The following is a 16,615-nucleotide window of genomic DNA, read 5'->3' on the forward strand; positions in this document are numbered from 1 at the left end:
AGGAGGCGACACTAGACAAGCGTCTCGAGGGGCTAGGCGCTGGAGCTGGACAATTCTCAAAGTGAATTTTATAACTTTCTTATTCTATAAAAAAATCCAAAGAATGGAGGGAGCGTTTCTATGAAAATCGCCTTTTTCACCGATACGTTCTACCCTGAAATCAATGGAGTTGCCAGAACATTGAAACGATTCACCGATTATTTAACGACGCATGGTCATTTGGTGAAGGTGTTCGCACCTGATAACCCTAGGGAAGAATATGTTCCAGCGCATATTCACCGATTTAAAAGTGCATCGTTCTTTCTGTATCCTGAGTGCCGGATCGCATTTCCAAATTACTTTAAAATCAAAGGAGAATTGGAAAAGTTTGAACCAGATCTTATTCATATCGCCACCCCTTTCAACCTCGGCATGATGGGAGTATACTTTGCTAAAAAAATGAATATCCCCTTGGTTGGCTCCTATCACACGGATTTCGATCAGTATCTGCAATTCTATGAACTTACCTTGTTATCCGGCCTGCTTTGGAAATATATGAACTGGTTCCACCGGCCGTTCGAGAAAATTTTCGTTCCCTCACAAGAAACTATGTCACAACTAACAGCTCACGATTTTCAGAATCTGGAAATTTGGCCACGGGGTGTCGACTGCGAATTGTTCCATCCTTTTTACGATAAGTTTGCTGTCCGAATGCGTTACTCCATAAGAACAAAGTATATCCTTTCCTATGCAGGCCGGCTGGCTCCGGAAAAAAGCGTCGCTTTCCTGCTTGACATCGACCGGAACCTGCCATCTGAACTAGCCGATAAGGTTCATTGGCTGATCGTTGGGGATGGACCTTTGCGAGCAGAACTGGAGCAAGCAGCTCCTGATAACATGACGTTCTGTGGTTACCTAAAAGGGCAGGAACTTGCCGAAGTTTATTCATCATCTGACCTATTCATCTTTCCTTCTGCTACGGAAACCTTTGGAAACGTTGTCCTGGAATCATTGGCGAGCGGCACACCGGTCATTGGGGCAAATTCTGGCGGAGTAAAAAGTATCATCCAGGATGGGGTCACAGGGCGGCTATGCCAACCGCATGATCGGCAGGAGTTCACAGAGGCCATTGTCACTCTTCTCAAGAAGGACACGAAAAGGAATCAGATGGGTTATGAGGCCAGGAACTACGCGCTTACCCAAAAATGGGGAACGATCTTCGAAGACGTCCTTAGCCATTATCACCACATTGCCACAACCAATCATCTTCACACGCCTGTCAAAATAGAAGCATAGATCATCCTCGTTTCCCTATGTTTAAAGAGATTTTACGAAAACCTTACAATTGATTAATAAAACAGTAGTACATTTGGATTATAAACAATTCTATTAGGATGGTATTTTATGATGACAGCCTTGTTATTTGACTCTTCCCGAGAATCGACGTCTAAACTATTTAATTTTTACCATGCCTATCAGCCTATTTACAGCCTGCTGGATGATTGTGTATTTGGCTATGAAAGCCTGATCCGAAATGCAGAAATAGAGAATCCTGAAAAATTATTCGCTCTTGCCGCAGAAGAAAAATGCTTGTTCGATTTGGATATCCATTCGATATCCAGGAGCATCCAATCATTCGAGTATCATTCGAAACACTCGAACGCATCTCGATTGTCCGTCAATGTCTTTCCGTCTACTCTTTTAGAACCATCTTTTCTCATAAAATTGGATCATGTAATGAGTCAGGTATCTATGAGCCCTGATAATATTATTTTTGAATTGAATGAAGCAGAGTCGGTTGAATCATTGCTTCTATTGAAAAAAGTGATCAATCGCTTAAAGTTACAGGGCTTTAGAATTGCACTCGATGACCTCGGAAAAGGGCAATCTTCTTTAAGAATTGCGTTAGAACTGGAGCCAGATATCGTGAAACTTGACCGATATTTTGCCATCGACCTTGGCCAATCGGTCAAAAAACAAACCTTCCTTGAGTGGATTGCTGCCTACTTCACTTCCGAAGGGGTAGCTGTTACACTTGAAGGAATAGAAACAGAAGCAGAATTGGCGATTGCCAAACAGGCTGGTATTCAGTTTGGACAAGGATATTATCTTGGCAGACCAGGACCGCAGCTTTTGTATTCGCATAGATGAAAAGGAAATGAAGGTGCCCAAATGCTGCAAGTGACGATTGGTGAGATCGCAGAGCAAGTGATTGTCGTTACCCCTTCAACTAAATGTGAACTCATTTATTCCATTTTCAAGGAAAAACCAGAAGTAGAAGGAGTCGTTGTTTGTACCGATGATCGCCCCATCGGATTGGTGACAAAAACAAAATTTTACCAAAAACTATCGATTCAGTACGGATTTGATCTGTTTATGAAAAGGACGATTGATCTAGTGATGATCACGGACCCGCTCATTGTCGATCATGCTGTGCCGATCACAGAAGCAAGCGCTCAAGCCATGGATCGTGCTCAGGAACATCTTTACGATTACGTTATCGTCACGAAAGAAGACCGTCTGATCGGCATAGCCAGCATCCGCAATTTACTGATGAAGCTCGCTGAGGAGCAAATCAGCATTGCCCGCTATTCCAATCCGCTGACCGGATTGCCTGGCAATTTTGAGATCAAAAACGCGCTCAAGACAGCGCTTTCCTTTGGAAAATATACCATTCTTTACATAGATATCAATCTATTCAAAGCGTTTAATGATTCGTTCGGCTTTAAGCTAGGCGATGAAGTGATCCAATATACAGCGACAGCTCTAAAAGAAACCGTGTTACAGAGAAGCACGAGTTTGGAATCTTTCGTCGGACATATCGGCGGCGATGATTTCATCGCTATCCTTCCCCACCATGATTTCCAGGGAATCTGCCAAACTCTTATTTATAAGTTCGAACAATACACCCATCAATTTTATTCGGCAGAAGAACTTGCCCAAGGCTACATCCGCGGCATCAGCCGGATGGGCATCGTGGAAAACATCCCGCTTGTCGGCTTATCGATTGCCGTTATTCAAAATATCAACACTAGCTTCCGTTCAATTGAAGAAATAAGCAAAGAAGCCGCTCGCATTAAGAAACGCTGCAAATCCATGGGGCGAAGCGTCTTCCTGACAAGCGAAAAAACATCCTAATTTCTGCGATCTGTGATGAACTATATTTTTGCGTAAAAACGAAAGGTCACACCTTTCGTTTTTACTGCTTTCACGTTACAACTGGACTCTGTTTCTGCTTTTTACTAAGCTTTTTCCATACGAGAAAAATGGTTGCCATGCTGACCATCAAAACGGAGCCTCCGTATAAAGCCAAAGCCCATAGTGATGCGGAATCTGTGCCAAGAAAAAGTCCGTGAATTGCGGAAACGAACCAGAGTGGAAAAACGAGATAATGTGCTTTTTTCCAAGCTGATTGACCGACTTTTTTCATGAAATCAGATGTTAAGACGACGATGATTAATAAGTAAAAAGAAATAGTTCCCAATCCTGATAGGACTGGCTCATAGGATGCGGTAAAAGGAATGAGCAGTTCTGAAACAGAAAAAGGCTGATACATATCAAAGATCAGCAGGTATGCATGAATTCCGATAAATAAAAGGGCCACCTGGCCGATAATTTGATGAAAAGTGAGGAACGAGCCCCTTTTTCGCGGAATATGGCTGTAGATACCCACCAATAGGGATATGGTCAGCAATAAATATCCTGTCAATCCTGCTGCGCGGATCGCAATCCAAATCCAATTCATCCTGCTACCTCCAATCGATTGTAAAGTTGTGAATCTCCGCCGATGGAAATCTGGTCATTTTCCAAATAAACAATGTAAGCAATCTGCGGAAAATGCCGGTAAAGCAATGCTTTTGCTTTTTCAAAAGGGAGAATACACAAAAGCTTCGCGGCTGTTTCAGCTTCCATTGCGGTATTGGCAATGACGCTTGCTTGCAGGACTCCATTAAAAGCAGGTTCACCTGTCCGGCCATTAAGGAGATGGTGATATTCCTTACTTCCTTTCGTCCATCTTCGATAATTTTTGCCTGAAGTGGCAATTGCTTTGTCAGTGATGGTCAACCTAATCATGTCCTCGCCCATTAAAACCGGATGTTCAATCCCAACTTCATGGGAACCTAGTACCCTTAAATCTCCTCCGGCATTGATTAGAAAATGATCCACACCCTTTTGTTTCAGCTGTTTTATCCCATTGTCAACGATGTAGCCTTTCCCAAAACCTCCAAAGTCAAATAGAAAATTTTCCTTTTTGATGATCCAGCTTTTCGAAATTCTCTTTATCGGTTCCCGGGAAACATGCACTGCATCGCTTTCTGTAAAAACGGGTTGATTGTGTTCCTGAAATGACTCCGTATAACCATTCGCCATTATCGCTTTTCCAAGGAATGGGTGGACATAGTGAGCCGACTTTCTAGCGAGCTGAAGCGACCGATCGAGCAGGTCAGCCAATGTAGCTTCTAAATAGATCGGAACATTAAGTGGGCTGCGATTAATGAAAGCCAATTGGTTATCAGGAAGAAAACGGCTCACCTTTTGCTCGAAATCGATGATGTTCTTCTTTATCTCGACCTGTGGCTCGAAATTCATTCCCGAAAGCACAATGGTACTATTCATCGCTCGGAATGTTGTCTCAATCATCTAGATGTCCTCGAGCTACTGCTTTTCTGCTGCTGGAACCCTTTATCTGGAGCTATTACAACTTGTTCTTGCCCCCACACAGTTCCTTGCTCCTGATAGTGATCGTCTCCCTCGTCTTCATACCCTTCATCGTCATCGTGATCTCCGTAATAACCTTCGCCCTCCTTGCTTCTGTAGGTGTTTTCCTCATACGCTTGGTTAGAAACTTGATCTTGGAGTACATTATTGTTTGTCGGGACTGAGTTTTCATTGCCTGAAGCCTTTTCATTATTCATCACTAGACCGCCAAACGTTAAAGCGGTAATCGTACTAACGGAAATCACTGACCATTTCACATTCTTTTTCATGCAAAAACTCCCCCTATATCCTTTTATAAATATCACTATATCCACGGATGGTGAAAATACGGTGAAAGGAAATGAAAAAAAGCATCAACCTGACGAAGGCTCATACTTTTTTCACTGGTTTTGCATATTAACTACCTTTTACTGGAAAAAGGTAGCTCTACGATAAACACACTGCCCTTTCCAAGTTCACTATTTACCTCAATCGTTCCCTGATGAATGTCGACAATCCATTTGGCAATCGAGAGTCCTAACCCATAGCTTCCCTCCTGTCTCGATCTCACTTTGTCCGCACGATAAAAACGGTCGAAGATGAACGGCTGCTCTTCTGGGCGGATTCCGACCCCCGTGTCACTGACTTTGATCTTCAGCTCGTCCTGTTTTCTTGATAATGCCAATTCAACCTTGCCGCCATTAGGGGTGTATTTTAACGCATTATCCAATAAAATATAGAGGAGCTGCTTCAACCGGTGCTCATCCCCTTTGCCAACCAGTGTTTCCGGTGCATCGAATTGAAGCTGAATCTGCTTTTCTTGTGCAATCGGCTTCATTGCTTCCATTGCCTTTTGGGCCATTTCTGAAAAATCAAAGACAGCATCATTCCGCTCTATTTTTCCTGAGTCAGACCGGGCAAGCGTTAAGAGACCGCTCACCAGCCCTGTCATCCTTTTCACTTCATCCTTCATATTAAAAAGCATTTTACGGACGATAGGATCCTGGTTATGATCAATTGTCATCTCAATCGCATCTATCGAAGAAAGCATGACGCTTAGCGGAGTCCTTAATTCATGGGAGGCGTCTGCAACAAATTCACGCTGCCTTTCAAACGCCGAACTGATTGGAATCATCGCTTTTTTCGACATTCTACTACTAAAAAACCAGGCGATGAGCGCAAAGAAAGTCAACAATCCGATCAAGATTCCAAACAGCAATATAAACATCTGATACACATAGGAAATATCCGTGCCAACATAAAGGTTTCCAACCTCACGACCGGCAAACGAGATCTTTTCCTTTGCAATCATGAGGTGAAGGTCCTTCCGAAGCGACTTATTATGAATCTCGCTCCTTTCATGGCCCTCGTCATCATCGTCTTCTTCGGAACCGGAAGAACCGAATGTTATTTTCCGCTGAAATAAATTTTCTTCACTGAGAGCAGACAGCAGCTTTTGGCGAACTTGAGGATCGGTTTCATTTCCCACGAGCAATGCGCCGTCTGGACTAATAAGATAAGCAAAAAAAATCCCGCTTCCTCTTAACTCCAAATCATGTTGCGGGAATACATTTTTCGCTTCGTATGTCTTTCCCAAGTATGCCTCCACCCTTGCCGCTTCTTCTTTTGCCAGGTTTCTCACTTCCAGCTCCTGATCCTTCATGATCACCAAATAAAACATCCCGAACATGACGATGCTGAACAACAGCAGAAAAACCATCAATTGGCGTAAAAATCCTTTCGTCAGGCGTCGTTGGGTTCGCTTAAAGATGTTTTGCACTTTGCCACGGCGTTTAGTTTTCAATTTTATATCCTACCCCTCTAATGCTTTGGAGCAAGTCATACTTTCCAAAACTGTCGAGCTTTTTTCGCAGCAATTTTACCGTCGCATCGATTGTTTTCGTCGAAACGTCCGCATCCACACCCCAAATTCGCTCCAATATTAGCTCCCTAGGCAATACTTGGCCCCTGTTTTGCAGCAGTAAATCAAGAAGCTGGAATTCACGCGGGCTAAGCTGGATTTCTTTGTTCCCATCGCTCAGCATTTGGCTGATCCGGCTTAAAACGAGATCCCGATAGTGCACTTCATCTTCGACAATCGGAGCAAAGTTTCTTCTAGTAAGTGCCCTAATTCTGGCAAGTAGTTCGTCAATCTCGAATGGCTTGATCAAATAGTCATCCGCACCGGCATCAAGGCCATTGATCCTGTCCTCCACGGAATCCTTCGCCGTCAACATCAAAATCGCCCCTGCATACCCTTCTTTCCGCAAGCGGCGGCAAACCTCCACCCCAGTGCCATTCGGCATCATCCAGTCCAAAATCAGCACATCATAATGGGAAGAAGTACTGTAAAAATAGGCATCTTCTCCCTCCTTCACCCAATCAACCTGATAACCGGCTTTCTTCTTTAACATATAGCCGATCAATTCACCCAGCTTCAAATCATCTTCCGCCAGTAAAATATTCATCTCATAACCCGCCATTTCGAAAGCTATCATTGCTTATATTTTACCATAATCCATCCCAATAAAAGTTGCTTGGAACGTTCCAAGGAAAAAGTCCGTCATCATGACGATGACGGACAGAAAAGGTACTACCTCTATTTAATTTTCATTAAATCTTAAGAATACCACCCGTGCTCGCAGAGGTGACCAGCTTCGAATATCGAGCCAAGTATCCTTTTTTGATTTTTGGCTCCGGCTGTTTCCACTGCGCTCTGCGATCATTCAACTCTGCATCAGGAACCTCGAGGGAAATGGTTCTGTTCTCTAAATCAATGAAAATAGTATCTCCATTTTCCACAAACGCGATTGGCCCTCCCTCAGCCGCTTCCGGAGAAATATGGCCGATGGAAATGCCCCTTGAGGCCCCGGAAAATCTGCCATCCGTAATCAAGGCCACCTTCTTTTCTAGTCCCCTTCCAGCAATGGCTGCTGTTGGCGCAAGCATTTCCGGCATTCCCGGACCGCCCTTTGGCCCTTCATAGCGAATGACAACTACATGTCCTTCCCGCACATCCCCATTTTCGATTCCAGCTTGCGCCTCATCCTGAGATTCGTAGACAATCGCCTCTCCTTTAAAAGTTTTAATAGAAGGGTCAACAGCCCCTACCTTGATGACGCCTCCATCTGGTGCGATATTTCCAAACAACACGGATAACCCGCCGACAGGGCTATACGCCGTCTCCTTGCTGCGGATTACGTCGCCATTTAATACCTCGGCATCCTTTACATTTTCATAAAGTGATTTTCCGGTGATAGTAATTCGATCTGGGTGAACAGCTCCTTCTATTTCACAAAGCTGTTTGATAATTGCGCTGACACCGCCGGCATTGTGTACATCCTGCATCGAATAATGGGAAGCCGGGCTGATTTTAGATAAATAAGGAATTCGCTTTGCCACTTCATTAATCCGGCTCAGATCATAATCAATACCCGCTTCATTTGCAATTGCAAGCGTATGGAGAACTGTATTCGTTGAGCCTCCCATCGCCATATCGAGCGCAAAGGCATCATCAATCGTATCCTTCGTGATAATGTCTCGTGGCTTTATATCTTTTTTAATTAAGTCAACCAAATGCCGGGCCGCCTCATAGATTAATTGATGGCGCTCCTTAGATGTCGCAACCAACGTGCCATTTCCAGGAAGTGCGACTCCGAGCATTTCCATAAGCGAATTCATCGAATTTGCAGTAAACATTCCCGAGCAAGAGCCACAGGTCGGGCAGGCGTTCTGTTCGATATCCAGCAATTCATCTTCCGACATTCTTCCTGATTGATAGGCACCAACGCCTTCAAATACGGACACCAGTGATAAAGGTTGACCTGTGCTGGAAACACCAGCCTCCATCGGGCCACCTGAAACAAATACAGACGGAACATTCGTCCGTACAGCCGCCATCAGCATCCCAGGAGTAATCTTGTCACAATTCGGAATGTAGAAAACTCCGTCGAACCAGTGCGCGTTAATCACGGTTTCCGCTGAATCGGCAATCAGCTCCCGGCTTGGCAAAGAATATCTCATGCCAATATGCCCCATTGCAATCCCGTCATCCACGCCAATCGTATTGAACTCAAACGGAATCCCGCCCGCCTCTCGGATCGCGTCTTTGACAACATCCGCGAACTGCCTCAGGTGGACATGGCCCGGAATAATATCGATATACGAATTGCAAACGCCAATAAAAGGTTTTTCAAGATCCTCTAATTTCACTCCAGTTGCATAAAGCAAACTTCGGTGCGGAGCACGGTCGACTCCCTTTTTGATCATGTCACTGCGCATACAAAATCCCCCCATTTTTCATCTTTCCACTCTTGAACAAATACAGTAAAAATAAAAATCTCGCCCCCAAAAATAGGGACGAGTTTTACTCGCGATACCACCCTAGTTCCGTTCACGAAAAACGGCACTCAATCAACGCATCATTACACGCATTCCTTTTAACGGCGGACCAACCGGCAACACCTACTGAAAAAGTTCAGCATTGCATCTCGGAGAATGATTTTCGGATCAGTTCTGAACATCGGCTTGCACCATTTACCGACTCTCTGTCGATCAGGGCACTCATCTTACTCTTCTCGTCATCAAATTTTTTCATCTTTCGCTTTTCGATTGCGATCCTGTTTTCGGAAAATTATTAATTATAAAATTATCAGCTAAAGATTCATTTGTCAAACTATTTTTGCTGATTTTTTCAGTTAATCCTATTAAGATGATAGTCCCGATTGCTGTTCGCTCCTTAATTGTGTATAAATCTGCTGATAGGCAGACGCCTCATCCATCATGCCTTTCCGCTGATACATTTTGTACAGCTGCCTTACTGGAGCTGGGTCAGCCGGCTTGAGCTCCATCTCCCAAAAAAAACATTCGATTGCTTGGTCATACTGATTGAAATCTGCAAAGAAAAGGCCCAATTCCATCATTTTGTCGGGATTCTCGATAAGAGAAGCCATTTCATTAATTTTTCGAAGGACGAGGGAATGGGGAAAATGCTTCTGAATCGGTTTCAGTTTTTCACAAACTACCGTTAAGTCATGCTCTTCCATTAGCTTAGTTGTCAGCTGGAGGACCCTTTGTTCAGATTGACTCGGATCATTTTCCTGAGCCACCTGCTGATGGAGCAACAGAAACTCATTCAAGTGAGCGAACACAAATTCAGCATCCACCTGCTTCCATATCTCATTGAGAATCGGATGATACTCCGCCGGCAGGTCGTCCATGAATGAAAATAAAGCAATTGCCGCTTTCTCATATTGCTCGTCTCTCAGCAATTGTTCAAGGAAGATTCTAGCTTCCGGCAGCGATTTATAAGGATTCATTCCTGCATAGGTTAAGGCTAGAATCCAGTTCTCAAGGGGAATAGACTTCAAAGCCAGCTCTGTTTGGCTTTTAATGGACTCATGCGTATGATTCCCTTTGTCTTCCATCCAAAGCAGCAGTCTTTCGGCATCGCGGTTTTCATTGCTAAGTATTTTTTCCAGCATTTGAAAATATTCGGTGTTTTTCCGCTTCATAAAGCAATGAAACTCTGCATACAGAGGGTCCTTCTTTTGGATTTCTGATAAAGAAGAAGTTGAGTAGAAACTAGAATAGGCGCTGTATTCCCGGGATTGGAGGAGAGCATTCAATTTTTTCAAAGAGGGAGATAGGTCGGTCAAAATACGGATTGATTGATAAGCCTTGAAAAAACTGCCGTTTCTTCTATGGTGGAAGAAAATGGTTTCGATTGGCTTGATGAGCTGTTCGGGTGAGAAAAACGTGTCAAGTGCCGCAGAAATACACGGTATTTCAAGGGGAGAATAATTGCGCTCGAGGTGTTGGAAGAGCTTGTTTTTGGCTGGGATCGATAGAGCATTGCTGGGAATAAGTACCGGGAGAAGCGGGTGCTGAGCATCTAATACGATTCCTTCTTTCAGCATTTTCGCAATAAATGAACCTTTTAGCACCTTTTCCAATTGCTCCCCATAGATAAGGGCATTTTTGTAGAAAATCAGATAATAATTTCCGTTTAATTCAGACTGGACTTCAGCGACAAAAAATCTGGCAAAGATCGCTGCCCGCACAACCACCCCATTGATGATAACCCTATTAGATTTAAACGATATGTTTGTCGGCATTGTTCGTTCCCTATTCATGAATCATTCGGCCTCCTAATGAATCGTATCTTTCTTCTGTATTAATTATACGATACCTATGTTTAAAAAGCGACGATTCTCCTTTCCTCCCAGTATTTCTTAATATTTCTTAAGAATTTTTTAAGAATATTCTCTCTATCTTTTTTGGAAAAGGCTGGCATATAATGTATCTATATTAGTATTTTCAGGACAAGAAGCGGTTGCATAACGTCCTATGACGCTGGGTTGGGTTGGGTTGGGTTGGGTTGATCGGTTCCAATTGACGCTGGAAAAACGACCATCAGTAGAAAAAGGAGATTTTGTAGACATGGAAGCAGATGCGGGCTTTAGGCACGAGGGGGATCGATATGGCTAAGATAGATTTTGATGAGCTTTATAGATTACATAGTAAAAGGCTCACTCAAATTGCATATAAAATTACCAAAGACAGACAATTAGCAGAAGATGTAGTCCAGGAGACCTTTATAAAAGCATTCAAGAAAGTTGATACCATTGTTGATGAACAGAAAATTGCTTCTTGGCTGTCAGCAATTGCTGTCAGAACAGCAATTGATTGTCTTCGGGCCGAGAAACGGAAAAGATGGCTGCCTTCTGACCAAAGTATTATGGAAAAAATTTATAACGATGATTGTTATGAACAATCGATAGAAAAAGAGGTAGAAATGCTTCTGTTCAAGGAGCAGCTACAGCATTTGCTGTATCTGTTGTCGAAGGAGTCTCAGCAAGTGCTGGTGCTTAAACTTCAATATGGATTAAAAGAAAACGAAATTGCCAGCAGGCTGAATCTAAAATCAGGAACGGTCAAAACCAGACTTCATAGAGCACGAAAGCAATTGAAAAAAGTTATGTCTGAGAAATATCCAGCTTGACATTATGGATGAGGAAAAGTTAAGAAGCAAGAGGAACGTACCTTTTGCTTCCAACACAATTGCGAATAGTACGTTCCTATCCACTTAAATTCGTCATACGAAAACAGAAAAGGGTGCGTCTCCTACTCAAACGGATATTTTAATCCCCACTGTCCGCGAATTTTGTCCATTAGTTTCATAATTTCTAATGATTCATCCAGCGGAACAACAGGGCTTTCTAACAACCCTTGATTCAAACATCTTCCGACTTCTTCCATCTCAAACGCATAACCAGCAGATTGTCTGTCATCATGAAAAGTCGCTATTTCCTTTCCATCCTTATATAAAAAGGCTGATTTGGCACTGTTAAAAGAGGGAATCCGAATATATCCTTCTGTTCCATGGATGTAAGCTTCGTTCGTTAAATCCATTCGAAAAGCACCGTTAAGGGTGGCTGTTTTTCCGGAAGGATAGGACATTAGGATGGAAAATTGTTCATCCACACCTGTTTCCCCAATGTGGGCAGTACTTAAAATCTTTTCAGGCTTGGTTCCAAAAATCATCGATGCGAATGTGATGGGATAAATCCCTACATCCAGCAGTGCTCCTCCACCAAGATTTGGATTAAGCAGTCTCCATTCGGGTTGCCATCGTGCACGGAAACCCAAATCTGCTTTTACTAACAGAACTTCACCAATTTTTCCGCTGTCAATCCATTCTCTAACTTTCCTAATCGCAGGCAGGAAGCGTGTCCACATTGCTTCCATCAAAAACAGTTTTTTATCCCTGGCAAACTGTATGATTTCTTCTAGTTCTCCGCTATTGATCGTAAATGGCTTCTCGCAAAGAACAGCCTTGCCAGCGCGAAGGCACGCCAATACATTTTCCTTATGGAAAGGGTGCGGCGTCGCAATATATATGGCATCAACATCTGGATCCTGGACTAATTCTTCGTAGCTACCATAAGCACGAGAAACACCATGCTCTTCCGCAAACTTCACAGCACTTTCTTTGGTCCGCGACCCAACAGCTGTTTTTTCCGTATTCTCAACAAAGCTTAAATCCTTTGCGAAAGCAGTTGCTATTCCCCCGGTTCCTAAGATGCCCCACCTGGTCACATTTTCGCCCATCGTTTCCTCCACTCCTCGTATCAATATATTGCTTTAATAGACAACAAACCTTATTAATCCATTATACTATTATTTTTTATCATTCTAACAAGTGGATAAACCCTCGTCCGTGGTGGTAAAAACAGACGGCGCTTCACTCTTCCCTATAAGTTGGCCTTTAATGAATTTGTATAATGGTCCAATACCTTCCGCTTTTCTTCTTTTGTTAATTGGTAATATGGTGTCTCCTTTACAAATAGAACATTGCTAAGAAGGATGCCGGTGATCTGGTGTGCGAAGATTCCTGGATCGGCGGCAATGTTTTGTTTGTCAAAATGCAGTTGAATTCCAGCCTTCAGACCATCATAAATCATGCTCGGAAAATTGAGATCCCCTGTCAAGTTCCCCAGCAAACTTTCGGAAATAAGCATTTTAATCAATTGATGGTTTTTGGATATTACCACCAGACGTTCATCTAAAATTTCTTCAAAAAAACGACCGGTTTCCTCTTCAGCAAGTTTAAATATCTTGGTTTTAAAGTGATTCTCCAATGATTTCTTAATAACTGTCTCGAATAAATTTTGTTTAGTTGAAAATTTTCGGTACAAAGTTACCTCTGCAACATTTGCTTCTTTGGCAATTTCCTGGGTGGTTGATTGCAAAAACCCTTTTTTGATAAAGACGTGTATTGCAGCTTTAATAATTTGGTCTGTTTTATCTCGCAAACGACGTTCACCCCGTTTTTGTTTGCACTTCCTTTTCAGCTCTCGTTTTAGTCTTTACCAACCTGTCTAGAATGACCAGTATGGCTGGCATGACAATAATGGTGCTGATCAGTGAAAAGAAAACGTTTATTAAAGTCATCATACCAAAATTACTTAAAATAACGAAGTCTGAAACAAGAAGTGCACTAAAGCCTCCTATAACAGATAATCCTGAAGCTAAAACTGCTTTGCCTATTTTTTTATTGGCTATCAATATTGCTTCAACATCTGAGAAACCTTTCCTTCTTTCCTCATAAAAACGCTCCATGATCAAAATTGTAAACTCTGTCCCTATGCCGATAATCAAGGCGCCAAGTGTGGCAGTTAGCGGAGTATAACTAATATTAAACAAATACATAATACCTCCAGACCACCCAACAATGAAAAGAATAGGAAGCAGTGGGATAAAAGCCTTTACGAGATGTCTGTAGATCGCCAAAAGTCCAAGGAAGACAAGCCCTATTCCTAACAAGGTCATTTCATACCGACCGGTTGTCAGCGAAGATACCATTTCAACGTCTAGTACAGACTTTCCGGTAACGGTCGTCTCGATTCCACTCTGCTCCTCGTTTTTAATATAGGATTCCAAATTACCGATAAAGTCTTTCAGTTCACTCGCTTCAAGATGTTTTATGCCAACAGTGATCACCCCTTTTGTCCGACCTTCGTTCACCAGAAGCTTAACCTGATCCTTGGGCATATCATTGACAATTTTCTCTGTATTTTCAGTAATTTTTCCGTCGTTGGTCTGTTTTAGGACACTTGCAATCGACTTTGTTTCTACTACTACATCAGGAAATTCCTTACTGATGGATTCAGTCATTCGATCTGTCCAATTGATTGTTTCTTTGTCCAGTACATTGTCGGTCCTGTACATAATCGTTACCTGGTCGGTTGTTCCAAGAATATCTCTTAATTTGTGAATATCCTTTAATTCCTGTGTATCCTGAGGCATAAAGGTTTCTACGTCGGTCTCTACTCCTGCCTTCATATCTCCCCAGATACCCAAAATCGCAGTGGATAAGGCGAGTAAAATGACCAGCCATTTAAAAGAAACTACTTTTTTTGTTAATCCCTCAAGGAATTTTTCTGATTTCGGCGATTGCGTACTCTTTATGCCTTTTTTGCTTTCTCTCGTAAAAAAATGGTCCCTTGTAAATAGAATTGGAATCAAAATGAATAAACCGACAAAGAAGCTGATTACGATCCCAAGTGTCAGCATTTTTCCGAAATCCTGAATCATGGGAACCGGAGAGGTATACAATGCCATAAAACCAAGACCTGTAGCGATAATGGCTGTCATGACAGCAGGCACCATGTGTTTGACGGTTTGTTTTAAACTTGAAATACTTTTCTGTTTACTGTCTTTTTCCATTATGATTCACTCCTTGTGTCCATTTCTTCAGAATATCGGCTCTGGAACTGAATGGCATAGTCAATGCCCAGTCCAATTAAAATCGGGAATACCGCCATGGAAACCATGGTCATCGGAATGCTCAGCCATCCCATCAAACCTACAGTTGCGACAACCGCTAGCAACATGACCACAAGCGGAAGCAATTTCCATCTAACCTTAAAAACGATCGTTAAAACGAGAATCATGAATAGAACGGACAGACTCATCATTTTTTGTATGCTGTCCTTCATAGATGTCCTGATTGCATCGTCAAGAACTGGCTTTCCTGACACCATCGTATGAATATTTTCCAGTTTATTGTCATGGAAATATTCTTTCATTGCGCCCGAAATCTCACTTTTCACCGAGTCATCCACATTCCCTTCCAGCTTCACAATGAAAAGCATGTACTTCTCGTCTACTGTTACCTCACTGAATAAATTGCGAAGGTCACCGTTTTCTTCATAAATCATTTTATCCAGCGTTTTTTGTTGTTGCGGTAGGGCCGGAGACATATTATCTGAATAGGAAACCATTACTTTCAGGTTTTCGCTGATTTTGCTCAAATTGCTGCCCATTTCTGAAAGTCCGGCAGACAATGTTTTTAAATCATTCCATTGGCTTACTTGCTTCTTATTCAATTCACTGAAGCTCGACTTTTGACTGTTAAGCCCCTGTTGCATCTCGCCTAGCCCTTTTATTGTATTTTCAGGTATGACCGTCAATTTTGAACCATTCAAGGAGGCTTCATTCATTTTTTCCGAAAGCTGGATGAACTGATTGCTCATCTCAATTAGCTGCTGTACCTGTTTTTGCTGTTGCGGATTTGATTCAAGTGATTGACCTAGCTGTGTGCTAACTTTTTGCATGTTCAGGGCAGCCTCTTGCAATTGTCCACCCATTTGCGCATAGCCATTCGCCATCTGGGCCGTTCCAGCAGACAACTTTTTCTGACCATCGATCATTTTGCTTAACCCATTAATCAACTCACTCAGGTTCTGTTCGATATTATTTCCGCTTGGCTGCTGCCCTCCGGCATTCTGGTTTAGTTTTGTGCTTAGCTCAGTCAAATTGCTGCCCATTTTTTCCAATCCGGAGACAATTTCATCAATGCCTTCCTTATACTTTTCCGACTGCTTGACAGAAATTTGGTTAATCATCGTATTAGGACTTATGATCGTATAAATATTCTCGTAAGAACCCAGCTTTTTTTCCAATCCAGCCATGTGGTTAACAGTATCGATTGTGAAAAGGTTCTCGGATTTTTCAGCTTCGTATATTGCAATAATCGATTCACCCCCAAACTCTTTCTCCAAAGCCAAGTTATCTTGATAGGCTTTCGTATCAACTTCAATCAAAGTTTCATTGCCGGTTGCCATTTTCATTGCTGGAGCACCAGCTGCAAAAAGCAGGACAACGACAATAGCCAGGATAATAAGCTTCATAGGATTCTTTCGGATTAACTCAGATAAAAACGTCAACATTTTCATAAGCTCCCCCTTATTGATAGTTAGTACAAACTTACCTTTATTGTAAAAAATCGTTATCACCGACTGATTGAATGTTAGTGATAACTTACATATACTATAAAAAAATAATAGACCGATGTCAAACTAAAGTGAACTACTCCCACCACTTACCACCCTTACAGGTGGCTTGAAGTGGGGGCTTCTCGACTTATCGTTGC

At 42.5% G+C, this 16,615-nt stretch carries 15 protein-coding genes and 1 other annotated feature; of the genes, 4 read left to right on the forward strand and 11 right to left on the reverse strand.

Annotated features, from left to right (window positions below; genetic code table 11):
- Positions 1-120 precede the first annotated feature (120 nt).
- The 3 genes from UB32_RS14765 to UB32_RS14775 all read left to right on the forward strand — a co-directional run bounded on the left by UB32_RS14765 (position 121) and on the right by UB32_RS14775 (position 3,117).
- The gene (locus UB32_RS14765) at positions 121-1,275 is read left to right on the forward strand and encodes a glycosyltransferase family 4 protein (RefSeq protein ID WP_044394958.1); all 1,155 of its coding nucleotides are present in this window, start codon (positions 121-123) and stop codon (positions 1,273-1,275) included.
- Positions 1,276-1,383: 108 nt separating this feature from the next.
- On the forward strand, positions 1,384-2,130 hold the full coding sequence (locus UB32_RS14770; protein ID WP_044394960.1) for an EAL domain-containing protein: 747 nt from the start codon (positions 1,384-1,386) through the stop codon (positions 2,128-2,130).
- 21 nt (positions 2,131-2,151) lie between these two features.
- A complete protein-coding gene (locus UB32_RS14775) occupies positions 2,152-3,117 on the forward strand; it encodes a GGDEF domain-containing protein (RefSeq protein WP_241768520.1) in 966 nt (321 codons plus the stop codon).
- Between the two features lie 70 nt (positions 3,118-3,187).
- Here UB32_RS14775 and UB32_RS14780 read toward each other — a convergent pair whose 3' ends face one another.
- From UB32_RS14780 to UB32_RS14810, 7 genes are all read right to left on the reverse strand, one after another.
- Positions 3,188-3,724 carry a ferric reductase-like transmembrane domain-containing protein gene (locus tag UB32_RS14780; RefSeq protein WP_044394962.1) on the reverse strand — a complete coding sequence of 179 codons (537 nt, stop codon included), beginning with the start codon at positions 3,722-3,724 and terminating at the stop codon, positions 3,188-3,190.
- Entirely contained in the window at positions 3,721-4,620 is a 900-nt protein-coding gene (locus UB32_RS14785; protein WP_044394964.1) for an FAD:protein FMN transferase, read from the reverse strand. Before UB32_RS14785 ends, UB32_RS14780 begins: the two co-directional genes overlap by 4 nt.
- Positions 4,617-4,967 carry a hypothetical protein gene (locus tag UB32_RS14790; protein WP_044394967.1) on the reverse strand — a complete coding sequence of 117 codons (351 nt, stop codon included), beginning with the start codon at positions 4,965-4,967 and terminating at the stop codon, positions 4,617-4,619. The genes UB32_RS14785 and UB32_RS14790 overlap by 4 nt, the downstream gene beginning before the upstream one ends.
- A gap of 131 nt (positions 4,968-5,098) precedes the next feature.
- A complete protein-coding gene (locus tag UB32_RS14795; protein WP_052807056.1) occupies positions 5,099-6,481 on the reverse strand; it encodes a sensor histidine kinase in 1,383 nt (460 codons plus the stop codon).
- Positions 6,471-7,145, reverse strand: coding sequence for a response regulator transcription factor (locus UB32_RS14800; protein WP_044394969.1), 675 nt, complete (start codon positions 7,143-7,145; stop codon positions 6,471-6,473). The genes UB32_RS14795 and UB32_RS14800 overlap by 11 nt, the downstream gene beginning before the upstream one ends.
- A gap of 145 nt (positions 7,146-7,290) precedes the next feature.
- A complete protein-coding gene (gene ilvD, locus UB32_RS14805) occupies positions 7,291-8,958 on the reverse strand; it encodes a dihydroxy-acid dehydratase (protein WP_044394972.1) in 1,668 nt (555 codons plus the stop codon).
- A 71-nt stretch (positions 8,959-9,029) separates the two neighbouring features.
- Positions 9,030-9,270: a binding site (T-box leader), on the reverse strand.
- Positions 9,271-9,383: 113 nt separating this feature from the next.
- On the reverse strand, positions 9,384-10,811 hold the full coding sequence (locus UB32_RS14810) for a hypothetical protein (protein ID WP_044394974.1): 1,428 nt from the start codon (positions 10,809-10,811) through the stop codon (positions 9,384-9,386).
- Positions 10,812-11,158: 347 nt separating this feature from the next.
- On the opposite strand from UB32_RS14810, the gene UB32_RS14815 reads away from it, so the two are divergent.
- Positions 11,159-11,680, forward strand: coding sequence for an RNA polymerase sigma factor (locus UB32_RS14815; protein ID WP_052807057.1), 522 nt, complete (start codon positions 11,159-11,161; stop codon positions 11,678-11,680).
- Positions 11,681-11,802: 122 nt separating this feature from the next.
- On the opposite strand, the gene UB32_RS14820 is transcribed toward UB32_RS14815, so the two are convergent.
- The 4 genes from UB32_RS14820 to UB32_RS14835 form a co-directional block, all read right to left on the reverse strand.
- Positions 11,803-12,789 carry a Gfo/Idh/MocA family protein gene (locus UB32_RS14820; RefSeq protein WP_044394976.1) on the reverse strand — a complete coding sequence of 329 codons (987 nt, stop codon included), beginning with the start codon at positions 12,787-12,789 and terminating at the stop codon, positions 11,803-11,805.
- A 143-nt stretch (positions 12,790-12,932) separates the two neighbouring features.
- Entirely contained in the window at positions 12,933-13,493 is a 561-nt protein-coding gene (locus UB32_RS14825; RefSeq protein WP_044394979.1) for a TetR/AcrR family transcriptional regulator, read from the reverse strand.
- 7 nt (positions 13,494-13,500) lie between these two features.
- Positions 13,501-14,907: an efflux RND transporter permease subunit gene (locus UB32_RS14830; protein ID WP_044394981.1), complete on the reverse strand. Its 1,407-nt coding sequence runs from the start codon at positions 14,905-14,907 to the stop codon at positions 13,501-13,503.
- On the reverse strand, positions 14,907-16,418 hold the full coding sequence (locus UB32_RS14835) for an MMPL family transporter (protein ID WP_044394983.1): 1,512 nt from the start codon (positions 16,416-16,418) through the stop codon (positions 14,907-14,909). The genes UB32_RS14830 and UB32_RS14835 overlap by 1 nt, the downstream gene beginning before the upstream one ends.
- Positions 16,419-16,615: the final 197 nt, after the last annotated feature.

The organism is Mesobacillus subterraneus (genome assembly GCF_000934845.1).
Lineage (GTDB): Bacteria > Bacillota > Bacilli > Bacillales > Cytobacillaceae > Mesobacillus > Mesobacillus stamsii.